29 protein-coding genes are annotated in these 20,977 nt (G+C 39.7%); 11 read left to right on the plus strand and 18 right to left on the minus strand.

Annotated features, from left to right (window positions below; translation table 11 throughout):
* Window positions 1–2: 2 nt before the first annotated feature.
* Both yqeH and PFZ69_RS02035 read right to left on the minus strand, forming a co-directional pair.
* Complete coding sequence (gene yqeH / locus PFZ69_RS02030; RefSeq protein ID WP_270179357.1) at window positions 3–1,112, minus strand: ribosome biogenesis GTPase YqeH; 1,110 nt, start codon at window positions 1,110–1,112, stop codon at window positions 3–5.
* Between the two features lie 2 nt (window positions 1,113–1,114).
* Window positions 1,115–1,630, minus strand: coding sequence for a YqeG family HAD IIIA-type phosphatase (locus PFZ69_RS02035; protein ID WP_442865077.1), 516 nt, complete (start codon window positions 1,628–1,630; stop codon window positions 1,115–1,117).
* 348 nt (window positions 1,631–1,978) lie between these two features.
* On the opposite strand from PFZ69_RS02035, the gene PFZ69_RS02040 reads away from it, so the two are divergent.
* Window positions 1,979–2,122: a sporulation histidine kinase inhibitor Sda gene (locus PFZ69_RS02040; protein WP_270179359.1), complete on the plus strand. Its 144-nt coding sequence runs from the start codon at window positions 1,979–1,981 to the stop codon at window positions 2,120–2,122.
* Window positions 2,123–2,161: 39 nt separating this feature from the next.
* Here the strand turns inward: PFZ69_RS02040 and PFZ69_RS02045 are convergent, their stop codons facing one another.
* Window positions 2,162–2,614, minus strand: coding sequence for a hypothetical protein (locus PFZ69_RS02045; RefSeq protein ID WP_270179360.1), 453 nt, complete (start codon window positions 2,612–2,614; stop codon window positions 2,162–2,164).
* 177 nt (window positions 2,615–2,791) lie between these two features.
* Here PFZ69_RS02045 and PFZ69_RS02050 point away from each other — a divergent pair, with 177 nt between their 5' ends.
* Genes PFZ69_RS02050 through mnhG form a run of 6 tightly spaced genes read left to right on the plus strand, consistent with a single transcriptional unit; the run spans window position 2,792 to window position 8,043 of the window.
* Window positions 2,792–5,134 carry a Na+/H+ antiporter subunit A gene (locus tag PFZ69_RS02050; protein WP_270179361.1) on the plus strand — a complete coding sequence of 781 codons (2,343 nt, stop codon included), beginning with the start codon at window positions 2,792–2,794 and terminating at the stop codon, window positions 5,132–5,134.
* A complete protein-coding gene (locus PFZ69_RS02055) occupies window positions 5,134–5,472 on the plus strand; it encodes a Na(+)/H(+) antiporter subunit C (RefSeq protein ID WP_270179362.1) in 339 nt (112 codons plus the stop codon). Before PFZ69_RS02050 ends, PFZ69_RS02055 begins: the two co-directional genes overlap by 1 nt.
* Window positions 5,465–6,943 (plus strand): Na+/H+ antiporter subunit D, encoded by a 1,479-nt coding sequence (locus tag PFZ69_RS02060; RefSeq protein ID WP_270179363.1) that lies wholly within the window; start codon window positions 5,465–5,467, stop codon window positions 6,941–6,943. The genes PFZ69_RS02055 and PFZ69_RS02060 overlap by 8 nt, the downstream gene beginning before the upstream one ends.
* A 5-nt stretch (window positions 6,944–6,948) precedes the next feature.
* Window positions 6,949–7,425 (plus strand): Na+/H+ antiporter subunit E, encoded by a 477-nt coding sequence (locus PFZ69_RS02065; protein ID WP_270179364.1) that lies wholly within the window; start codon window positions 6,949–6,951, stop codon window positions 7,423–7,425.
* On the plus strand, window positions 7,422–7,712 hold the full coding sequence (locus PFZ69_RS02070) for a Na(+)/H(+) antiporter subunit F1 (RefSeq protein WP_270179365.1): 291 nt from the start codon (window positions 7,422–7,424) through the stop codon (window positions 7,710–7,712). Before PFZ69_RS02065 ends, PFZ69_RS02070 begins: the two co-directional genes overlap by 4 nt.
* Window positions 7,693–8,043, plus strand: coding sequence for a monovalent cation/H(+) antiporter subunit G (mnhG, locus tag PFZ69_RS02075; RefSeq protein ID WP_270179366.1), 351 nt, complete (start codon window positions 7,693–7,695; stop codon window positions 8,041–8,043). Before PFZ69_RS02070 ends, mnhG begins: the two co-directional genes overlap by 20 nt.
* Before the next feature lie 50 nt (window positions 8,044–8,093).
* On the opposite strand, the gene PFZ69_RS02080 is transcribed toward mnhG, so the two are convergent.
* Window positions 8,094–8,270, minus strand: coding sequence for a YjcZ family sporulation protein (locus PFZ69_RS02080; protein WP_270179367.1), 177 nt, complete (start codon window positions 8,268–8,270; stop codon window positions 8,094–8,096).
* A gap of 182 nt (window positions 8,271–8,452) precedes the next feature.
* Between PFZ69_RS02080 and yfkAB the strand changes: the two genes are divergently transcribed.
* A complete protein-coding gene (gene yfkAB / locus PFZ69_RS02085) occupies window positions 8,453–9,562 on the plus strand; it encodes a radical SAM/CxCxxxxC motif protein YfkAB (RefSeq protein WP_270179368.1) in 1,110 nt (369 codons plus the stop codon).
* A 111-nt stretch (window positions 9,563–9,673) separates the two neighbouring features.
* Entirely contained in the window at window positions 9,674–10,423 is a 750-nt protein-coding gene (locus tag PFZ69_RS02090; protein ID WP_270179369.1) for a GDSL-type esterase/lipase family protein, read from the plus strand.
* A gap of 40 nt (window positions 10,424–10,463) precedes the next feature.
* On the opposite strand, the gene PFZ69_RS02095 is transcribed toward PFZ69_RS02090, so the two are convergent.
* The 9 genes from PFZ69_RS02095 to PFZ69_RS02135 all read right to left on the minus strand — a co-directional run bounded on the left by PFZ69_RS02095 (window position 10,464) and on the right by PFZ69_RS02135 (window position 14,634).
* Window positions 10,464–10,709, minus strand: coding sequence for a WYL domain-containing protein (locus PFZ69_RS02095; RefSeq protein WP_270179370.1), 246 nt, complete (start codon window positions 10,707–10,709; stop codon window positions 10,464–10,466).
* 111 nt (window positions 10,710–10,820) lie between these two features.
* A complete protein-coding gene (gene sigK, locus PFZ69_RS02100) occupies window positions 10,821–11,534 on the minus strand; it encodes an RNA polymerase sporulation sigma factor SigK (protein ID WP_270179371.1) in 714 nt (237 codons plus the stop codon).
* Between the two features lie 124 nt (window positions 11,535–11,658).
* Window positions 11,659–11,814: a hypothetical protein gene (locus tag PFZ69_RS02105; protein ID WP_270179372.1), complete on the minus strand. Its 156-nt coding sequence runs from the start codon at window positions 11,812–11,814 to the stop codon at window positions 11,659–11,661.
* Between the two features lie 93 nt (window positions 11,815–11,907).
* Window positions 11,908–12,354 (minus strand): hypothetical protein, encoded by a 447-nt coding sequence (locus PFZ69_RS02110; protein WP_270179373.1) that lies wholly within the window; start codon window positions 12,352–12,354, stop codon window positions 11,908–11,910.
* 94 nt (window positions 12,355–12,448) lie between these two features.
* Window positions 12,449–12,889 carry a hypothetical protein gene (locus PFZ69_RS02115; protein ID WP_270179374.1) on the minus strand — a complete coding sequence of 147 codons (441 nt, stop codon included), beginning with the start codon at window positions 12,887–12,889 and terminating at the stop codon, window positions 12,449–12,451.
* A gap of 173 nt (window positions 12,890–13,062) precedes the next feature.
* A complete protein-coding gene (gene nadE / locus PFZ69_RS02120; protein ID WP_270179375.1) occupies window positions 13,063–13,914 on the minus strand; it encodes an ammonia-dependent NAD(+) synthetase in 852 nt (283 codons plus the stop codon).
* Between the two features lie 158 nt (window positions 13,915–14,072).
* Window positions 14,073–14,204, minus strand: coding sequence for a hypothetical protein (locus PFZ69_RS02125; protein WP_270179376.1), 132 nt, complete (start codon window positions 14,202–14,204; stop codon window positions 14,073–14,075).
* A gap of 108 nt (window positions 14,205–14,312) precedes the next feature.
* Window positions 14,313–14,459 carry a hypothetical protein gene (locus PFZ69_RS02130; RefSeq protein WP_270179377.1) on the minus strand — a complete coding sequence of 49 codons (147 nt, stop codon included), beginning with the start codon at window positions 14,457–14,459 and terminating at the stop codon, window positions 14,313–14,315.
* A 28-nt stretch (window positions 14,460–14,487) separates the two neighbouring features.
* Entirely contained in the window at window positions 14,488–14,634 is a 147-nt protein-coding gene (locus PFZ69_RS02135) for a hypothetical protein (protein WP_270179378.1), read from the minus strand.
* A 484-nt stretch (window positions 14,635–15,118) separates the two neighbouring features.
* On the opposite strand from PFZ69_RS02135, the gene PFZ69_RS02140 reads away from it, so the two are divergent.
* Window positions 15,119–16,660 carry a hypothetical protein gene (locus tag PFZ69_RS02140; RefSeq protein ID WP_270179379.1) on the plus strand — a complete coding sequence of 514 codons (1,542 nt, stop codon included), beginning with the start codon at window positions 15,119–15,121 and terminating at the stop codon, window positions 16,658–16,660.
* A complete protein-coding gene (locus PFZ69_RS02145; RefSeq protein ID WP_270179380.1) occupies window positions 16,657–17,346 on the plus strand; it encodes an OmpA/MotB family protein in 690 nt (229 codons plus the stop codon). Before PFZ69_RS02140 ends, PFZ69_RS02145 begins: the two co-directional genes overlap by 4 nt.
* Window positions 17,347–17,407: 61 nt before the next feature.
* Here PFZ69_RS02145 and PFZ69_RS02150 read toward each other — a convergent pair whose 3' ends face one another.
* From PFZ69_RS02150 to mtnN, 5 genes are all read right to left on the minus strand, one after another.
* Window positions 17,408–17,632 (minus strand): YrhC family protein, encoded by a 225-nt coding sequence (locus PFZ69_RS02150; RefSeq protein ID WP_270179381.1) that lies wholly within the window; start codon window positions 17,630–17,632, stop codon window positions 17,408–17,410.
* Window positions 17,633–17,739: 107 nt separating this feature from the next.
* Complete coding sequence (locus PFZ69_RS02155; protein ID WP_270179382.1) at window positions 17,740–18,873, minus strand: bifunctional cystathionine gamma-lyase/homocysteine desulfhydrase; 1,134 nt, start codon at window positions 18,871–18,873, stop codon at window positions 17,740–17,742.
* Window positions 18,874–18,875: 2 nt separating this feature from the next.
* The gene (locus PFZ69_RS02160) at window positions 18,876–19,799 is read right to left on the minus strand and encodes a PLP-dependent cysteine synthase family protein (RefSeq protein ID WP_270179383.1); all 924 of its coding nucleotides are present in this window, start codon (window positions 19,797–19,799) and stop codon (window positions 18,876–18,878) included.
* Window positions 19,800–19,811: 12 nt separating this feature from the next.
* Window positions 19,812–20,279, minus strand: coding sequence for an S-ribosylhomocysteine lyase (locus tag PFZ69_RS02165; RefSeq protein WP_270179384.1), 468 nt, complete (start codon window positions 20,277–20,279; stop codon window positions 19,812–19,814).
* Entirely contained in the window at window positions 20,272–20,976 is a 705-nt protein-coding gene (gene mtnN / locus PFZ69_RS02170; protein ID WP_270179385.1) for a 5'-methylthioadenosine/S-adenosylhomocysteine nucleosidase, read from the minus strand. Before mtnN ends, PFZ69_RS02165 begins: the two co-directional genes overlap by 8 nt.
* Window position 20,977: the final 1 nt, after the last annotated feature.

Consider the following 20,977-nt stretch of genomic DNA (forward strand, 5'->3'; position numbering starts at 1 on the left):
TCCTATATTAGTGAATTTCGAATCGAGATCCCTACTCCTTCAGGCGCATATGCTTTTACAGTCGATCCTTTTCCTGAAACGGTAACCCATCCAAGACCTGAAAAGACGATATCCATCTTATCTTCTTTGATCTTTAATTCATGACCAACAAGTGCAGGGAGCTCATGCTTCGTTTTTTCACCAGGGGGATACAATAACTCTCCAAGGTGGTCGCGATACAATTCATCTGCTTTCTCTGTCTTAGTGCGGTGGATATAAAGATCGTTCGAGACATGACAAATAAAGGACTGACGTCCGCCTTCAACGAAATCTAGTCGGGAAAGCCCACCAAAGAATAATGTTTGTCCTTCGTTTAACTGAAACACCTTTGGCTTGATTTCTTTTTTCGGACTGATCAGCTTTAATTCCTCAGCATCGACAAAATGGGCCATCTGATGATGATTGATGATTCCAGGAGTATCGTATAACGTATTTCCATCATCAAGAGGAATATCGATAAGATCAAGTGTTGTACCAGGGAACTGGCTCGTCGTAATCATTTGTTCAGTGTCGCCGCCAAATTCCTGAATCAGTTTATTCACAAATGTTGATTTACCTACGTTCGTACACCCTATGATATAGACGTCTCTACCTTCACGTAAACGGTCTATTTCAGTAGCAACATCCATTACCCCTTCACCTTTAGCAGCACTCATCAACTTCACTTCGGAAGGCTTTAAACCATTTTCTTTCGCACTGCCCTGCATCCATTTAATCAACTTCGTCTTGTTTGTTGATTTTGGTAATAGATCTACTTTGTTCCCTACGAGCAATACCGGGTTGTTACCCGCAAAGCGCTGGATACCTGGTAACCAACTTCCATTAAAGTCAAAGATGTCTACGATTTTTACAATCAATGCATCGGTTTGACTAATTTCGTTCAGTATCTTCAAGAAATCATCATCTGTAAGGGATACATCTTGAATTTCATTATAGTGTTTCAGACGAAAACAACGCTGACATATCACAACGTCACGTTGTAAAGCTGATGGAGGTGCATATCCCAATGCCTCTTTATCTTCAGTTTGTATAGTAACACCGCATCCGGCACAAATAATTCCTTCGTTTTCCAACCTTATTCCTCCCACTTTATCTTCCCTTTGCGTTTCATCCAAGAAAGGAATGCACTTTCCATTTTTCTGTTGAACCTTGTTAAAACTCCATCAGTTTTAGCTACTGGAACAACAAGTATAGTATGAAGTCCCATCCTATTACCACCAAGTACATCAGTAAATATTTGGTCTCCTACGACCACAGCATCATCAGGGGCAATCTTCATATCCTTTAAGGCTTTTCGGAAAGCCTTCGTCATTGGTTTCTTCGCTTCATAAATAAATGGAATCTCAGTTGGAGAAGCAAACTTCTCTACACGACTCTTGTTATTATTTGAAACGATTGTAACCATGATGCCTTCATCACTCATCTGTCTGAACCACTTTAATAACTCTGGAGTAGCATCGGGCCTGTCCCATTCCACAAGCGTGTTATCCAGATCAGTAATGATCCCCTTAACCCCTCGTTTTTTAAGAGCCTCAGGTTTGATTTGGTATATATCTTCTACATGTTCATCAGGTAACAAAGAATTAAACAATTGCAACACTCCTAGTATTTATGACATTCCTATTGTATCAATAATTTCAAGAGGTACAACAACCTTCTATTCCGGCTATACTAAATCTTGAATGATCACTAAAACTTTTCGACAAATTTTGTAAAAATGGCAGCCTGTGGATAACCTTATACACATAATCCACCATCATTTTATTGAATATTTGAAGTATATAAACAATATACCCACAATTTATCCACGATTAACTGTGGATAACGGAACGGTTGTTCTGATTGTGCATACGTGGTAAGCTAACTGCAAATAAAAGATCCACATACACTATATGCGGAATGAACGGTTAAAATAACCAGATTATTAGGAGGTGCCTTGTTGGAAAAATTATCTGATGATCTGTTGATCGAATCCTATGTAAAAGCTAGAGAGCTTAAACTAAGCAGTGACTTCATTAAATTAATCCAAAAAGAGATCGAGAGAAGAAGTCTTAATGAAAAGGTCACATTATTAAGAGTTTAACTGTTCCAGCCTTGAGCTTATAAGGTTGGTTTTTTGTTTTTAACGAAAGAATTCTCCCCACTCAGATTCCCAGATCTCGCTATCGATCTCTTCTGACCTCATCATTTGCTTTGCTTTACGATAGTGGTTCGGAGCTGTAAGTAACGCAACATTCATCCCCTGATCCTTAAACACCCCGTCATACTTAGAAAGCAAATCTCCTATCTTGCCCCTATCATACGCATAAGGTTTAAGCGCTACAACGACCTGTTCATTATGCGTCAAAACAACGACATCTTTAACTGTTGTTTCGTTTTTTATCTGATGTTTGATCGATGCTAATGCATTAGATAGATTCATTTCCTCCCAAATTGCTGCACCGATTGGCTCAATGTCAACAACTCGATAATATTCTCTCGAACCATAGGGAGTCGGATCACTACTTTCATATATTGATTCACAACCTACTACGCCGATAAAAATGAGTGTAAGAATAAATATGGATTTTATCATTAGATGTCTCCTTTCGCAAATAGAATCGGCGAAGTTTGGAAAACTTATACGGTAAAGTTATTTTTCGAGCATGAAAAGTTGAAAAATGAGTCGATTTTTGATTACAATTGAGGTATTGCAAAATAAGTTCATTTGAACTTTTTCATAGTGAGCTTTAATTAGGGAGGGTTTTATAGAATGCTTCATGCAGCTGTCTTGCTTCCTTTTTTGGCAGCGTTTTTCATCCCGTTTATTTATCGGGGCGTTAAACAAGTCCACTTAGGATGGTTTGTTTTAGCAGTGCCGATTTTACTATTCGGGTATTTTTTAACTTTTATCAAAAATGTATTACAAGGTGTACATACTCTAAAAACGTTTGAGTGGATTCCTTCACTAGGTGTAAACGTCACACTTTATATCGACGGTCTTGGCCTATTTTTCGCGCTTCTGATTACCGGAATCGGATCGCTCGTTGTTCTGTATTCCATCTATTACTTAAATAAAGCGGAAAAACTTGGCCATTTTTATGTTTACCTTCTATTATTTATGGGAGCAATGCTTGGCGTCGTTCTATCAGATAATCTGTTCGTACTTTACACGTTCTGGGAACTAACTAGTATTTCATCTTTCTTATTGATCGGCTATTGGTACCAGCGTGAAAAGTCAACTGCTGGTGCATTGAAATCAATGGTTATTACGGTCTTTGGTGGTCTTGCAATGCTCGGTGGGTTCTTGCTCATGTCTGATCTTACAGGGACAACTAGCATTAGAGGAATCATTGAAAATGCTGATCTCATCGTTGAGTCACCATTATTCTCATTCATCTTAATATTAGTTCTGTTAGGAGCTTTTACGAAGTCAGCGCAATTCCCATTTCATACCTGGCTACCAGATGCGATGGAAGCTCCAACACCGGTAAGTGCTTTCCTACACTCCGCCACGATGGTAAAAGCAGGGATCTATCTTGTAGCAAGGTTGAGCCTTGTCTTTGCGGGTACTGACCTTTTCTTTCTAATCGTTAGTGGCTTTGGACTTCTGACTTTATGTTGGGGTTCCTATATGGCTGTTAGAAAAACAGACCTTAAAGCCATTCTTGCTTACTCAACCATCAGTCAGTTAGGAATGATCATGGCTATGCTTGGGTTTGGGACAAAAGCAGCCATCTTAGCAGCGGTGTTCCATATCCTTAACCATGCAACGTTCAAAGGAAGTCTCTTTATGGTTGCAGGAATCGTTGATCATGAAACAGGGACAAGAGATATACGTAGGCTAGGTGGGCTATTTACGTTTATGCCGATCACAGCTACTCTTGCATTCTTTGGAGCTTTTTCAATGGCTGGATTCCCTTTACCAATATTCAATGGTTTTCTAAGTAAGGAAATGTTTTTCGAAGCATCTCTCTTTAAACATTCTTCTCCAATCGTAGAATCGGTTGCACCGTTCTTCCCTTATCTTGCAGTTGGAGGAAGTATATTTACGTTTATCTATTCTGTAATGCTGTTCTTCCGTACATTCACTGGAAAACAGAGAGATACACTTGAAAAGCAGCCTCATGAAGCTCCAATAGGCATGCTGATCTCTCCGATGATATTAGTAGCACTTGTCGTTATCATCGCAATCGTACCAGATGTTTTTGGTAAATCATTACTAGCACCTATGGTTGACTCGATCACAGGGAAAGCGGTCGACCCCCACATTAAATTTTGGCATGGAATTAATAACACTGCATTGTATATGAGTTTAGCTGTTCTTGTTTTTGGAACAATATTGTACTTAACACGAACAAAATGGGAAAAAGTATACGATATTCTCCCTGGTAAAATGTCTGCAGCAAAAGTGTTTGACGCATTTATGAATGGATTAGAGACGGGTTCTAAGAAGGTAACGAATCGATATATGACCGGATCGCTAAGACATTACCTTGTTTATATTCTTACTTTCTCAGTAGTATTGTTAGCAGTCTCAATGAGCGTAACAGGTGGTTTTAACTTATCAACTGATGACCTCGCACCTATTGCCGTGCCTGAAGTAATGATTGCCGTCGTAATGGCGGTTGCAGCTTTTGGAACAATCTTTATGAATAACAGAATAGCAGCAATTCTAGTTCTAGGTATCGTAGGTTATGGGTTATCGTTACTGTTTGTGTTCTTCAGAGCACCCGATCTAGCTTTAACTCAGCTTATCGTAGAAACCGTAACAGTAGCACTATTCTTACTTTGTTTCTATCACCTTCCTGATCTTAATAAGGAGAAAACTCCGTCAAGAACGAAGGTTGTAAACTGGGTGATCTCTATTTCAGTTGGTGTGATCGTAACATTGATCGGAATTGCTTCTCATAGCACGAAAATGTTTGAACCGATCTCTGAATACTTCATCAAAAATTCTTACAAACTCGGTGGAGGAGACAACATTGTAAACGTCATTCTTGTTGATTTCCGTGGTCTCGATACATTGCTTGAAATTCTTGTACTAGGTCTCGCTGCGATCGGTATCTTCACGATGATCAAACTACGTCCGAACAAGAAGGGGGGAAATGAATAATGGAAATTATTATGTCCGTGCTGGCTGGATTACTTTTTACAGCAGGGGTCTATATGATGCTTCAAAAGCAAATATTAAAGATCGTTATTGGAACTGCTTTATTGTCGCACGGTGCTCACCTTTTCATTATTACGATGGGGAAACTTAACCGTGGAAATCCCCCCATATTAACTGAAGACGTAACGAAATATGCCGACCCGCTACCACAGGCGTTGATCTTAACTTCTATCGTAATCAGTTTCGGCGTAACTTCATTTCTTCTCGTGCTAGCGTATCGTGCGTATCAAACTAACGGAACGGATAATATGGAGAAATTAAGGGGAAACGAACATGAGTAACTTAGTCATACTGCCAATATTACTTCCACTTTTGACCGGAATTTTTCTTGTGTTTTTCAACAGTAAACTTGCTATCGTAAGAATGATTACGAAGGTCATGGTAATCGTAAACTTGATTGCTGTTTCAGCGGTCGCCTACGAAGTTGTGCAAAATGGCACACTCGTATTAAAAGCAGGAGATTGGACTGTACCTTATGGAATCGTCCTTGTAGCAGATCCACTTGCAATGGTACTTGTCGTAACTGCTAATATCGTTGCGACAGCCTGCGCCTTCTATGCGTTTCATTCACTTGATGAGCAAAGAGAAAGGTTTTATTTCTATCCACTCTTTCAGCTTTTGATCGCTGGTGTGAGTGGTGCCTTTCTTACAGGGGATTTGTTTAACCTGTTCGTATTCTTTGAAGTTCTGCTGATTGCATCATACGGATTGATTGTTCTTGGGGGAACGAAAGAGCAGTTTAGAGAGTCATTTAAATACATCATTGTCAATTTGTTATCATCGATTTTGTTTGTAACGACAGTATCCTTCATCTATGCAGTTGCAGGTACCGTAAACATGGCTCAGTTAGCAGAACGTGTTGGGGAAGTTGAGCAAGGTGGCATTCTTACGACCATTGCTATTCTGCTGTTTCTTGTGTTTGCCACTAAAGGGGCATTATTTCCTTTATATTTCTGGCTACCAAAATCATATACCGTCCCTCCAACTGTGATCTCAGCTCTATTTGGAGCTTTGTTAACAAAAGTAGGGGTATATTCAATACTAAGAGTGTTTTCACTGATCTTCGTTTACGAGCTTACGTTTACCCATCAGCTATTCATCATTTTAGCTGCATTCACATTGGTATTCGGTGTGATCGGTGCGTTGTCAACAAACAATATTCAATTGATCGTAGCCTATAACATCATACCGGCAGTAGGATATATGATTCTTGGTATTGGCGTGTTTTCCACTACTGCCTTAGCGGGATCTATTTACTACCTTGTCCACGACATGATTATTAAAGCAGCATTATTTTTACTGGTAGGTGCCATGGCTGCATACAGCGGCACATCCGACTTACGAAAAATGGGCGGGTTGATCAGACACCAACCTGTGCTCGGCTGGTTGTTCTTCATCGCAGCACTTGCGCTAGCAGGACTACCTCCTTTTAGTGGATTCGTAGGAAAGCTACTGATTCTAAGAGGTGCTTTTGAAGAAGGACATTATGTTGTTGCAGTCATCGGTCTCTTGACTAGCCTGCTCATCCTTATTTCAATCATCAAAATCTTTATCAAAGGATTTTGGGGAGAAGACAAACTTGAAAGCGTTCCGAGCATATCGATTCGCAAAAAAGTAGCACCCGCTGCATTTCTATTGTTCTTTACTGTACTGCTTGGGATTGGTGCAGAATTCTTTTACCCAACCGTTCAAACGATTGGAGATCAATTGATAGATCCAATCAACTACATTGATTCGGTGATGAAGGAGTAGATGGCATGCCAATTCAAATTATTATTAACTTGATCATCGCTGTTTTATGGATGTTTTTGTTTGAAAGTTATTCATTCAGCACATTCTTTATTGGGTATTTATCAGGAATCGTTCTACTGCTACTCATGGAGCGCTTCATTCCCGATCGTTTCTATTTCTACAGACTATGGTCAATCGTCAAGCTGTTGTTCTTATTTATCAAAGAGCTTATTATGGCTAACATACAAGTTGTGAAGCTTGTATATAGTCCTAAGCTAAAGATGGAACCTGGAATTATCGCTGTCCCGATCGAAGTAAGAACAAATTGGGAGATCACGATGCTAGCGAATTTAATTACGTTAACACCTGGAACGCTTTCTGTTTCAGTTTCACCTGACAACATGTTTATCTATGTACATGCAATGGACGCGCCTGATGCTGACGAAGTGATTAAAGAAATTAAAGGAACCTTCGAAAAAGCAATCATGGAGGTGACAAGATGACCTCACTTTTATCAACAGTATCAACGCTATGTATAGTGGTTATCGCAATCTCAACACTCTTTCTTTTATATAGAGCGATCAAAGGGCCTTCAAATCCAGATCGTGCTGTAGCACTTGATACGATCGGCATTAACCTTATGGCGATCGCAGGTATTCTTGCTATTAAGCTTGAGACCCAGTATTTTAATGACATTATCCTTCTAATAGGGATACTTGCTTTCATAGGTACTGTAGCGATTGCTAAATTCTTAGAAAAGGGTGTTATCATTGAAAGAAATCGTGATTAGTATCATCTTGATCATCGGAACGTTTTTTCTTTTCTCTGGAGCCCTAGGTGTCTTTCGTTTACCTGACGTATACACGCGCCTTCATGCAGCTTCAAAAAGTGCTACCTTAGGCGTCGCCGGAATTTTGATCGCTGCCTTTCTATTTTTCTGGATTGAACAAAATATGGTCAGTGGGAAACTGGTTCTTGGGATTATCTTTATCCTCATGACAGCTCCTGTTTCTGGTCATATGATTTCTAGAGCAGCTTACCAAAAAGGGGTCCCTCTTTGGGAAAAGACAACGAGAGATGATTTAAAATCATCCTCCAACAAAACAAACACAAGAGGGTAACCTCGAGTGTTTGTTTTTTTTTATAAAAAAAATAGATAGGTGGTCACCTATCAATACTTTCTTCCGTAAAAATTCGCATAGTAGTAATATCCTCCACCAATAACCAGTAGCAATACTAGAAGAACAACAATTAATGCAAAGTAACCGCCGTAGCCTGGATAAGGATACGGTGGATATGGGTAACCGTACCCTGGGTATCCGCAACCATAACCGTAACCGTAACTCATGCTCCCCCTCCTTCACTTTTTAATACCTACTCCACCCTAGATATGATAGCTTATGTAGAGTTTGTCATTATTGTATAGGGATTAGCGGAGTTTTCTGAATTCCTTGAAGTGGCTATTTTTATATTGCATATTGTTCTACAATGAAGGAAACAGCAATTTAATGAAAAAAGGGGTCGAATCCAATGAGAACAACCATAACCCCCACAAATGACCCGTGGGAAGCTTATATGGACGTAGAAGAACACGGGACGCAGGTCCTTTCTAACATTGAATTAACAACAACCACACTTTGCAATATGAGGTGTGAACATTGTGCAGTAGGTTATACATTGCAACCGAAAGATCCAGATCCACTCCCACTACAGCTCTTAACAGATCGTTTGGATGAAGTGGAACAACTTCGGGCGCTAAGTATTACCGGTGGAGAACCTATGCTATCGATGAAGTCCGTAAAGAATTATGTGGTCCCTCTTCTGAAGTATGCACATGACAGAGGAGCGAAGACGCAAATCAACTCAAACTTAACGCTAGATCGTAAACGATATGATAAAATTTTACCGTATCTTGATGTCTTACATATCTCTCATAACTATGGAAGCATAGATGATTTTACAGACATAGGCTTTGCAGTTATGGATAAGAAGCCGACCATAGCACAACGTGAAGCGTATTTTCATCGGATGGTTGAGAACGCCAAAGATTTAACGTCAAATGGCGTGTTGGTTTCTGCTGAAACGATGATCAATCGTAGAACCTTACCTAATATTGAAGCGATTCACAAGCAAATTGCTGATATGGGTTGTCAAAGGCATGAGGTTCATCCTATGTACCCATCAGATTTCGCTTCAGACCTTGATATTGCCTCCTTAGAAGAAATTCGAGAAGGCATTCACAGACTACTGGATCATAGAGATCCAAATGTATGGTTATTGTTCGGTACACTGCCATTTTATCCATGTAGTTCCAATCCAGAGGATTTAAAGCTTTTGGAGCGCTTATACGCTGAACCTAATGTTACGGTCCGAAATGATCCTGATGGTCGGTCACGCCTTAACATGAATATATTCGATGGAGATATAATCGTAACAGACTTTGGAGACACGCCTCCTTTAGGGAATATTAAACATACAAACTTAAATGATGCTTATCAGAAATGGCAAGATAGTAAGATTGCTAAGTCCGTTAGCTGTCATTGCCCTGCAGTAAAGTGTCTCGGTCCTAACCTACTCGTGAAGGATTCCTATTACAAAGACGTCGACTTTCTAACAAGAGAGTCACACATTGCATTATAACCCCCTATCCAGGGGGGTTTTTTTACTATTTTCATAAAAAAAGTCTTCTTTTTCCTTTCAGTTGGATGAAGAAAGGGTATAATGGCTATCGTACTCTATAGGAGCGTGATTATGTTGAAGAAAAGATTATTCATCCTTACATTTATTACTTGTGCATTAGCTCTTCTGCTTTTGATTGCTGAGAATCAATCAAATTTCATTCGTACGAATGCGAATGAGATGCCTGAAAATGATTCTGAATCTAAAAAGAAAAATATTACTTATTACACAAAATATTATCAAACGAAGAAAAGCATCTATGATTCGTATAAGCATGAAGAAAGTGAAACGATTTTTCTAGGAGATAGCCTGACGGATTATTATGAATGGGGGGAGGCGCTAAGTGACCATCAGGTATTAAACAGAGGCATAGCAGGTGATACGACGACAGGAGTGATCAACCGAATCGATGAGATCACAAAAGCTAACCCTGAACGATTGTATATCATGATCGGAATCAATGATATGATCGCTGGGCAATCGATAGAAAAAATTGAAGCCAATTATAAATACATTCTAGATCTATTAAAAAAACAATCTCCAAACACTACTGTATACGTGCAAAGTATTCTTCCTATCAATAGGAACCTAACGAAGCACAACGTTCGAAACAAAGATATAACGACGTTGAACGAGCAAATAAAGAACCTTACACGTTTGTATGACTATCACTATCTAGACTTACACCCTGATTTTCTAAAGTATGGTCAACTAAACAAAGAGTACACCTTTGATGGACTACACCTTAACGGTGAGGGTTATAAGGTTTGGACTAGGAAAATATTGAGCACATACAATACGAATGAGAAAGCAGTCGAGTAAAAGTAAACGAGTTAGTATGATTTGACAAGTCTCAGGTACTTTACCTGAGACTTGTCTTTTGTATGCCGTACTTTTTTGTGATCCATGCCATAGTTGGATATACAGCTAGAACGCGATCCACTTTGAAAGTGCGAATGCTTCGCCTTAAGTGACAGTACCCTTTAATTTCATTTTGGGATAGTTTATATAGTGTAACCGTGCGCTTTGTGATCATTTGTTCTGAAGTCATATAGATCATGTCGACTGAGAGGTGACGTTGAAGACAGTTCTGTAATACCTTGAACATGACACTTCCCCCTTCTTTTCCTATGTTCATATTATATGCAGAACACTTGTTCTTATCAACAGTTTTCACTTTCCAATTTTTACTTCATAAAAAAACCTGCCAAATGGCAGGCTATGCACCGTTTCCTTTTTCTTTTCGGTTGCGATAAAATTCATGAAACAGTTTCATCAACGCACGCTTTTCTATTCTAGATACATAGCTTCTTGATATCCCTAACTTCTTTGCGATCTCTCTTTGGGTCAACTCTTTTTCTAGATTTAAACCAAACCTACCTACGATTACTTCTTTCTCTCTTTCATCCAATATATGAATGTAATCATATATTTTTTGCTTTTCCATATTTAGCTGTATGAGGTCAACGATATCTTCTGTTTCTGCCTTTAAAACATCGATTAACGAAATTTCATTTCCTTCTTTATCCTGACCAATCGGATCATGAAGGGAGACATCTTTTTTTGTTTTCTTAAGAGCGCGTAGATGCATTAGGATTTCATTCTCAATACATCTAGCTGCATAGGTAGCAAGCTTCGTTCCTTTATCGGTCGAATAACTCTCGATTGCTTTGATCAAACCGATCGTTCCGATGGAGATGAGATCTTCCGGATCTTCTCCGGTATTCTCGAACTTTTTTACAATATGGGCTACAAGACGTAAATTGTGCTCGATCAATCGATTTCTAGCATCTTCATCTCCTTGGGCCATTAATTCTAAATACTTTCTTTCATCCTTTTTTGACAAGGGTTGTGGGAAAGCGTTGTTTTTAACAAATGAGACGAAGAAAAGGACTTCCTTACACAAGTAAGCAAGTGCTGCCAGTAACGACACATACTCACCTCCCATATGGTGGGCTTACACCTTATCTTAAGCTTATGTATAGGTCGAGGCTGCTGTGTCTGTCCATTTTCAATTCCTTAAAAAGTAAAAAGCTCACCGGATTAGCATACTTTCACTAATCTCGATGAGCTTTTCTTTCTCTTGACCATTTTTCCGACATATACTCCTCCCTTAAATAGCGGTAATGCCTTGAATTACGACCATATTTTAAACGAATAAACGTTAAACCTGTCACAACAGAAGCAACACCAACAATCTCAAACCATTCCACCAGTGCCCCACCTCGCTTATGGCAGTCTATTCTTTAAGGTAAGAACATGTTACCGAATGTCGAGATTATAACAAAAAACGCCCATATGGACGTTTAGATAGCAATGATCGCTTTCTTATTCTTCTGTTTGATATAAGAGACGATTTCATCCCAATCTTGTTCAAATGGAATATACGGGACGTAAGTGGTTTTCCTATCAAAATGTTTCTCGATTGCTATGACAAGTGAGCCATTCACTTTTCCAAACGTCACTCTTTTCACAGAAGAAAAGGCGACTACCCTTCGATTTAAACCGAGTAATTTGTGGTGCATTCCGTTCTCTGTGAGTTCAATTCGCTGCGTACGGATACAGACGCTCAACAATACACAGAATGCGATATAAATAAATCCAATCATGATAAACGTTTGCCATCTTTCAACAGATAAATCACCTTTGACCCACAGGAGTGCAGTGCCAAATAAAACAACGATCACATAAACAAGGAACATAAACACTTCGATTGTCTTAACTCTAGGGTAGTATGTCTTGATTACTTTCATGCCCTTCACACCTTTACGCACTAGGCTATGGCAACGGTATGTTGTTTTATTTTATCAGCTTCTCAACGCTTTGTACACAGAATTTTCTGTCAAATTAACTGGATTTCTTGTAGATTGACATGGAGTGATCCATGATTATCTCTATAAGAGGTAAAAGCTCTGGAAACACCTTTTTCGCAAAGTTCCATGCATTGTCTTCAATTTTTATCGCTAACTGGTGCTTTTCATAATTACTTTTGGCTACTTGCTTACGTTTGGCGAGTTGTTCTAAGTCTTTATCTTCCGAATGACCGATTTCATGAGCCAAGATAATTTTAAAATAATCGACCATCCTCTCATCCGTTCCTAGCACACGAATACATTGAAGTTTGATTTCTTCAAGGTATAGCGTGATCGCTCCTGATTTCAACGAAAACTTACCACCTATATTTCTGTTCCCTGGGAAATGTTCTTCAATCGTAACGGTAGTTGTTAAAGAAAGCATCTGTAGAATACTCTTTACAAGATTGTTATAGTACTCTTTTGAATGAGCCAATTTCATTGCCCCTTTATATAATCTTTGCGCTCAAGCACTAATGTGGTCAACCTTATTTGAAACCTATGTAGCAGAAAGATTTTTATGAACATGCTTTCCAATCAAATTAAGCTTTATGCCCCCAATTTAAATTACACAAAAAAAAGAGACCCTATTCGGGTCATCTTTACTGATTACTTCCACCAGTTATCAAAAATGGTTGGAGGTAAATTTCGCTTATGTTTCGTCTTTAAGTAATGGCTTTCTAACGTTTTCGCAGCATCCTCCGGAATCTCTTTTCCTTCTAAGTATTCATCGATATGGTTATAGCTAATTCCTAGGGCCTCTTCATCAGGAAGAGCGGGACGATCATCTTCTAAATCTGCCGTTGGTACTTTATCGACGAGGTGCTCTGGCATTCCAAGATGTTCAAGAATGGCTCGTCCTTGTCGTTTGTTAAGACCAAACAGTGGCGCGATATCGCAAGCACCATCCCCAAACTTCGTATAAAAGCCAGTAACTGCTTCAGCTGCATGATCCGTTCCAATGACCAGCTTGTTTTCATCACCTGCGATGTTATACTGAGAAATCATCCGTTCACGGGCCTTGTTATTACCCTTTGTAAAATCAGTTAGCTCATTTCTAGTAGCTTCAAGATAAGCGGATACTGAAGCATCGACAGCAGGTTTGATATTGATCGTCACCGTTTGATCAGGCTGTATAAACTTAAGAGCCGCTTGTGCATCGTCTTCATCTTTCTGCTCACCATATGGGAGACGAACTGCGATGAAAGACGCGTCAGTCCCCTCTTCTCTCAACTGTTCAACGGCCATTTGTGCGAGACGCCCCGCTAGAGACGAATCTTGTCCCCCGGATATACCAAGAACAAAACCTGTCGTACCACTTTTCTTAACGTAATCTTTCAAAAAGGTAATTCGTTTTTCCATTTCTTCTTTAACATCGATGGAAGGCTGTACACCTAATTCATCTACAATCTGTTTCTGAAGTTCTCTCAAGTTCCTCACTCCTAATGTTGATAAATTCATTGGCGAAAAAGATCATGTTTTTCATCCAGTAATACTATTCTTATACAATGTCTTATTGTTATCAATACCCACAACCTTATTTTCAAAACGAAGTTGCTCTATATTCCTTAATATACTCAAAAAGGCAGAACTGAACCGTTCTGCCTTTTGACCAGTGTTTAGATGTAAAAACTCTTCTTATATTCAATACTCTCGATGAGTTCACGTTTTCTTCTCTCATCTAACTCTTGACTTAATGTTCTATGATTCTTTGTTATCTTAACGGTTATGAATAATAATTGTAAGGTCATGATAAATCCTCCTCGAACTGTTAGGTTAAGCCTTTCTCTACTGCCATCCATTTTAAAATTGTCTGTCCTAAACCATTCACCACATTCATTCAGTCCTTTCTCAACGTATTAGAATAGCCATGGCTGCTTTCCCAAGACATGGGTTTCACGATTATTTCTGTCTTCTTTTAGTTGTTGATAATGAATCTCTTCTTGGATCGTTTTCTCTTGAATTGTAATTCCAACTTTTATAAACAATAAATTTATCGTTAACATGATCATTTCTCCTTAATGTGTTTTTTAATTACAGCCATATTGAACCAGTTCGACTTGCTTTCATCTCATTTTCAGTTACTTGGCGTTGAATATCACGCTTATGAAGTTCTGAACTGAGACTTGGTTCAATGAAATTCTTTACTCTAGTAATGATCAATAAATGGAATGGTACCATGCTAACGACCTCCTTTCACATAAAAATTCAGGGGACCCACTTTTTCCTTTTCTTTGCTGCTAAACACTTCATCATCGCTTTTCCTCCTCTCAAATTTTGGACACAAAAAGGCCGCAGGCTTTTACCTGCGGCACATATACTCATACCACAGGAGATCGACCTGCGGCTTTATATCCAATTCATAAAAAGGATGCCTACTTGATAGGCGCCGGTCGAACCATTTTGAAAGATGCATATTTAGTTCCTGCGATTGCTTTTGTCATTTCCATCATTTTGTTCGACCTCCTTTTTTTGTAATGATTTCAAGGGTTAGTATATCGATGTCTTATGGTTTTGTAAACCTTTTTTACTAAATTACCTGATTATTTCGCAAAAATATTATTTTACGACAATATATACTTATTTTCGACAATGAATCTGAAAGAAGAAACCATGAAAGTTCTATTAACACGGACATACACTTATACAAAGCGGAGGTGAGTACATGCTTAACGTGACAACTGTTGTCCTCGCTATTATCGGTTTCTTGGCTGTTCTTGGCGTGACAGCAACCGTTCAAATCGCCATTCAGATGAAAAAATGGTTACGAGATATTGAAAATTCTGAGATGCAGATCGATTCGAATACGTATGCAGCACCGTGGATTCAAAAGGTGATCGAAGAGTATAAAGCATACCACCTTGCAGGAATATCCCCCATCAATACACAGGCTTTAATTGAAAAGCATTTTTACAAGGAATCTGTTGCAATTTTTGGCTTAGTCAGAGTACCTGCAGGTGGAATGATGAGATTCATGCAGCAGCTGCCCCCAACTTCTATTATCATTGGAATTCTAGGAACATTTATTGGATTAACGATCGCGATCGCTTCCATGCAAGAAACACTTCTCTTCTTATCACAGAAACCTGAAGATGCGAACTTAGACCTCGCATCTGTTATCGCTGCGATTTCAAGTCCGTTCCAAGGTATGAGCGTAGCTTTTGTAACGAGTATCGCAGGAATTGGGAATGCGCTGTTTCTTACCCTGATTCAAAATGGCGTTCTTACTGGTGGAAGAACGACTGCTTATTACCTTGATAAAATTATTTCAGACTGTGAAGCTCTCCTCGACCATAACTTACATGCTAGCTTAAGCAAGGAAAAGCCTCATGATGAAATGGAACGTATCCTAGATAGGCTTGCAGGGCGAATTGAGGATAGTTTCCAAGAAACGCTAGGAGACTTCTCCTCTAGCATGATTCACTTTACAGCTGGATTAGAAAAAGCGATGCAGGATGTTCATGCTATCCTTACCTCACAGCGAAAATACACAGATCAATTTGCAGAAAGTACATCTACTTTAGAATCGTTTTCTGATAAATTACAAGGGTCATTCACCCAGCTAGATGGTGTACAGGAAAAAGCAAACAAGGGGATTTTAGAATTATCTAGTCAGCTGAAAACGCTAGACTCTCAGCTTCAATCTCTTTCAAGACATCATGAAAACGGTCAGAGAAAGTTTGAACAGCTCGTTCAGCGATCTGATCATTTAATAAAAGAAACGCAGAAAAAATCTGAAGAAACTGGACAGCATTTTTTACGTGGATTAGATGAACAGATGCAACGTTACCAATCTTCACAGGAAGATTTAGAGCGAAGGGTCCACCAGGCACAAGACGAGTGGTATTATCGCTATCAAGAAAAACAAAACCAGTATGGCAGAGCATCTCAAGACTTTGCGGAATCTGTCTCCCAGCTTGAAAAAGCTTGGTATACAGCAATCGATAAAATCAAGCGTGAAGCGCTCGAACCGATTATGTATAAGATGGAGAGAGATCAAAAAGATCAGCCGCTACAACATGAACTAAGATCTCTTTCAAACAGTATGGATTCTCTCTACCAAGGACTTGCAAGAGAATTAAAAGATATTCAACATCACCTATCTGAATCGTATCAGCTCCAGCTTCGGGCCTATGAAGATCAACTTCGAAGGCAATCAGCAGCTCAACAACAAATTCACTCTCGAATGATCGGTGATAACCGATGAAAGGTAGAAAGAGGCGGTTTCAATCTGAAAACGGAGAAGAGCATTATTGGCCCAGTTTCGCTGATATGATGGCGATGATTGTGCTTGTCATGCTATTCGTTGCGATCATAGCGTTCGTTCAAATGATTTATGATGCTTATGACCAAACCGTTATGAAGCAGGAACTTGCGAAAGTAGCTGACGTTAAAAAGCATATCAGCGACCTTATTGAGCAGCAGTTAGAAGAGAACGTTGGGAAAGATAAGATCGTAAGGGGCCCTAACAATACGATTTCCGTTGAAGGGGACATTCTTTTTGATACGGGGAGTGCAGAAGTTAGTCCAGAAGGTAAAGTAGTATTAAACGAACTCGCAGATGTTTTCGCAAGTTTAATAGAAGAGGAAGACATCAGTCAGTACCTGTACATCATCTTAATCGAAGGTCATACGGATAAAGTTCCTTATGATAATTGGACGCTATCAGCAGATCGATCGGTTGCAGTCGTGAAAGAGCTCATGAAGGCTAATCCGAAGCTTGCGAGGACGGATTATGCAAAATATCTAGGTGCAACTGGCTATTCTGAATTTAAACCGATCGTAGAAGGAACAACTGCTGATGCATTTCAAAAGAACAGGCGAATATCCTTTCAAATCATCCTTGATGACGAGAAATGGCAAGGACGCTTAAAAGATATTATGACCTATTGATAAACTATAAGAAATAAAAAAAGGCCAGTTTAAATAAACTTGGCCTTTTTGACGTTTCGTTTCAAGTATCTAGATCGTTTATTTTTTTCTGTATGGCAATCGCACGCGAATAGAAAAACAGCGCGATACCTACTAGTAGAAATCCTCCACCAGTCAAGATCAAGACTTTTTCATCTGTTTTCCCTTCCATAGGAAGAAAAGAACCGATATACAGAAACACACTTAAACTCAATAAAATAAATGCATAACGTTTGTAGTCTGTCATCTTATTTTGAAGTTCTTTCATGATGCGATCACCTCTCACACTATTAGTCTAGCATAGAAGTGTGCACTACGAGGTATGTAACTATTTCCAAATAAAAGGAAATCCCCTTTGTTAAGGGGATTTCAACGTTAACTTAGTGCATTCTTAAGATCTTCAATCAAGTCTTCTGCATCTTCAAGACCTACAGAAATACGGACGAGTCCTTCTGTAATGCCTAGTTCATCACGACGGTCTTTAGGAATGGATGCATGCGTCATTCGCGCTGGAACTGATATTAAACTTTCGACAGCACCTAAACTTTCTGCGAGCGTAAAGTACTTTACTTTACTAAGAAGTTCATCAGCTTTTTCCGCACTTCCAATGTCAAAGGAAACCATACCACCGAAACCTCTTGATTGGTTAACAGCAATGTTGTTTCCAGGGTGTGTGCTCAATCCTGGGTAGTAGATTTTCTCTACATCTGGATGCTCGCTAAGGAATTGAACGATCTTCGCAGTATTTTTCTCGTGCTCTTCCATCCGTACGCCAAGTGTTTTCAAACCTCTGATCAATAACCATGAATCTTGAGGTCCAAGAATTCCACCCGCAGAGTTTTGAACAAAGTGGAGCTCTTCAGCAAGGCTTTGTGAATTTACAACGACCAATCCAGCAACGACGTCGCTGTGTCCACCTAAATACTTAGTAGCAGAATGAAGCACAATGTCAGCACCATGGTCGATTGGATTCTGCCAGTACGGTGTATTAAACGTATTATCTACAATCGTAAGGAGATTGTGTTCCTTAGCCTTATTTGACACTTTACGAATATCTGTTACTTTCAACAACGGATTCGTAGGAGTTTCAATGAAAACGGCTTTCGTGTTTGGTTTGATCGCCTCTTCAACAGCAGAAAGATCTGTTGTATCTACAAACGTGGAGTCGATGCCTAGACGATTTAATACTTTCGTCATCACACGGTATGTTCCACCGTAAACATCGTCTGTCATTACAACATGATCGCCTGAGTTAAACAGCATCATGACTGATGTAATAGCCGCCATACCTGAGCCGAATGCAAAGCCAGCATGACCGTTCTCAAGGTCTTTGATGAGCTCTTCTAGAGCGTGACGAGTTGGGTTTCCTGTACGAGAATACTCGTAGCCATTGAATTTACCAACGGCTTCTTGCTTATACGTACTTACTTGATAAATTGGTACAGACACTGCACCAGTTTGGGGATCACCTGTAATCCCACCATGTATTAGTTTCGTTTTCGGCTTCATACCTAAATGCCTCCCTGGTAAATCTTTTTACTTAAGTATCGTTCACTACTATCCGGAAAAATTGTTGCAATGTTTGTTCCAGGTTCTGCTTTACTCGCCTCGATAAGGGCTGCTTCTAGAGCTGCTCCAGAAGAGCTACCTACGAGCAATCCTTCTTTCTCTGCAAGTTCTTTAACTCGTCGAAATGCAACTTCGTCTGTAATTGTATGAATGCTATCAAAGTAGGAATCATCCATATATCCAGGAAGAAATTCCATTCCGATCCCCTCTGTTTTATGAGGCCCTGATTCTCCGCCATTAAGAATCGATCCTTCAGGTTCTACGATCACAGTCTTAACGTGTGGATTCTTTTCTTTTAAATAGCGCGCCGTACCCATGAATGTACCGCCGGTTCCTGCTCCCGCTACAAATACGTCAAGCTCACAGTCAAGCTGTTTCCAAAGCTCAGGACCAAGGGTTTTGTAATACGTTTCAGGATTAGCAGGGTTGCCGAACTGCTGCGGCATATATGAGTTTGGTATTTCTTCATGCAACTCTTTCGCCTTTGCAATTGCCCCCTTCATCCCTAACTCAGTCGGTGTATGAACGATCTGAGCACCAAGAGCACTCATTAAATCTTGTTTCTCGATACTAAACTTTTCAGGTACGACGAACATCACTGTATACCCTCTGTTCACAGCTGCTAGCGCAAGTCCGATTCCTGTGTTTCCAGCTGTAGGTTCAATAAATGTTCCACCTGGCTGAATTCTATTGTTTTCAACTGCATCTTGTAAGAGTTCCTGTCCGAGGCGGTCTTTAATGCTTCCTCCTGGATTATAGAACTCTAGCTTTGCAAATAATCGAACACCTTTTGGAATATCAAAATGATGGAGCTCGATGACCGGGGTACGGCCTACGAGCTCATGAACATTATTATAAATATCCATCAAAAAATCTCACTATTCTGCGAAAACGACATGCCATTCATCACGATGTGAAAGCATTTCGTTTGCAATTTCTTTAGCACCTTCAAGGCTATGGTTTGCAGCCCATCCACACTGTACCTCATTACAAGCTGGGACTTCTTCCGCTGCTAAAACGTCATTCAACGTTTTATCAAGTACACTAAGAATCTCATCATAGTCAGAGTGATTTAGAACAGCAAGGTAGAAGCCTGTTTGGCATCCCATCGGTCCTATATCAACAACGTTATCTAAGTGATTACGAATGTTTTCTGCCATCAAGTGCTCGATCGAGTGAAGACCCGCCATCTCCATGTGAGCTTTATTCGGTTGTTTGAATCGAATATCGTATTTATAGATCTCATCACCTTTAGGACCTTTTGTGACGCCTACTAGTCTCACATATGGTGCTGCCACTTTCGTATGATCAAGGTTGAAACTTTCTACGTTCATTTTGTTAGCCAATATTCTTCAACTCCTCTACAAGATTTAATACCAAGTTAGCTGAGTTAATCGATGCTGTCTCAAGGAACTGTTCGAAGGAAATATTCGATTCTTTTCCAGCGATATCTGAGAGAGAACGGATCACAACAAATGGCGTGTTAAACTGATAGCAAACTTGAGCGATTGCACCCGCCTCCATCTCAGCTGCATCGAGATTCTTAAGACGTGATCTTACGTAATCAACTCTTACTGCATCGTTCATGAAGGAATCGCCGGTTGCGATTAATCCTTTCACGACTTGATGCTCTGTGACTTTTTCTGCGCTTCTCTCTGCTGCTTCAACAAGCACTTTTTCTGGTTCATAAAGAGCCGGCATTTGCGGAACTTGCCCATATTCATAACCAAATATGGTCGCATCCACATCATGGTAGCGAACTTCACTTGAAATTACGATATCGCCAACCTTTAAATCAGGATTAAAGCCCCCAGCTGACCCTGTGTTTATGATGTAATCTGGTTCGAATAGCTGGTTCAATAACGTTGTACCGATCGCTGCGTTCACTTTACCAATTCCTGATTTCAATAGAACAACTTCTTGCCCATCGATTTCACCAGTTGTGAATTCAGATTTTGCAATGGTATGTTCCTTCCTGTTCTCAAGGCGATCTCGTAAAATTCTAACTTCCTCTTCCATAGCTCCAATAATACCGATCTTCATG

This window comes from Alkalihalobacillus sp. CinArs1 (genome assembly GCF_947387515.1).
Classification (GTDB): Bacteria; Bacillota; Bacilli; order Bacillales; family Guptibacillaceae; genus Guptibacillus.

Coding starts and splice junctions, on each gene's coding strand:
- mtnN (WP_270179385.1), bottom strand. CDS start 20,976: ATGAAGATCGGTATTATTGGAGCTATGGAAGAGGAAGTTAGAATTTTA.
- PFZ69_RS02110 (WP_270179373.1), bottom strand. CDS start 12,354: ATGAAAGTAATCAAGACATACTACCCTAGAGTTAAGACAATCGAAGTG.
- PFZ69_RS02155 (WP_270179382.1), bottom strand. CDS start 18,873: ATGAAGCCGAAAACGAAACTAATACATGGTGGGATTACAGGTGATCCC.
- PFZ69_RS02160 (WP_270179383.1), bottom strand. CDS start 19,799: ATGGATATTTATAATAATGTTCATGAGCTCGTAGGCCGTACCCCGGTC.
- PFZ69_RS02070 (WP_270179365.1), top strand. CDS start 7,422: ATGACCTCACTTTTATCAACAGTATCAACGCTATGTATAGTGGTTATC.
- PFZ69_RS02130 (WP_270179377.1), bottom strand. CDS start 14,459: ATGTTAACGATAAATTTATTGTTTATAAAAGTTGGAATTACAATTCAA.
- PFZ69_RS02150 (WP_270179381.1), bottom strand. CDS start 17,632: ATGAAAGAACTTCAAAATAAGATGACAGACTACAAACGTTATGCATTT.
- yfkAB (WP_270179368.1), top strand. CDS start 8,453: ATGAGAACAACCATAACCCCCACAAATGACCCGTGGGAAGCTTATATG.
- PFZ69_RS02140 (WP_270179379.1), top strand. CDS start 15,119: ATGCTTAACGTGACAACTGTTGTCCTCGCTATTATCGGTTTCTTGGCT.
- PFZ69_RS02050 (WP_270179361.1), top strand. CDS start 2,792: ATGCTTCATGCAGCTGTCTTGCTTCCTTTTTTGGCAGCGTTTTTCATC.
- PFZ69_RS02090 (WP_270179369.1), top strand. CDS start 9,674: ATGTTGAAGAAAAGATTATTCATCCTTACATTTATTACTTGTGCATTA.
- PFZ69_RS02060 (WP_270179363.1), top strand. CDS start 5,465: ATGAGTAACTTAGTCATACTGCCAATATTACTTCCACTTTTGACCGGA.
- PFZ69_RS02080 (WP_270179367.1), bottom strand. CDS start 8,270: ATGAGTTACGGTTACGGTTATGGTTGCGGATACCCAGGGTACGGTTAC.
- PFZ69_RS02055 (WP_270179362.1), top strand. CDS start 5,134: ATGGAAATTATTATGTCCGTGCTGGCTGGATTACTTTTTACAGCAGGG.
- PFZ69_RS02145 (WP_270179380.1), top strand. CDS start 16,657: ATGAAAGGTAGAAAGAGGCGGTTTCAATCTGAAAACGGAGAAGAGCAT.
- PFZ69_RS02135 (WP_270179378.1), bottom strand. CDS start 14,634: ATGGTACCATTCCATTTATTGATCATTACTAGAGTAAAGAATTTCATT.
- PFZ69_RS02095 (WP_270179370.1), bottom strand. CDS start 10,709: ATGTTCAAGGTATTACAGAACTGTCTTCAACGTCACCTCTCAGTCGAC.
- PFZ69_RS02065 (WP_270179364.1), top strand. CDS start 6,949: ATGCCAATTCAAATTATTATTAACTTGATCATCGCTGTTTTATGGATG.
- PFZ69_RS02125 (WP_270179376.1), bottom strand. CDS start 14,204: ATGACCTTACAATTATTATTCATAACCGTTAAGATAACAAAGAATCAT.
- nadE (WP_270179375.1), bottom strand. CDS start 13,914: ATGAATTTATCAACATTAGGAGTGAGGAACTTGAGAGAACTTCAGAAA.
- PFZ69_RS02045 (WP_270179360.1), bottom strand. CDS start 2,614: ATGATAAAATCCATATTTATTCTTACACTCATTTTTATCGGCGTAGTA.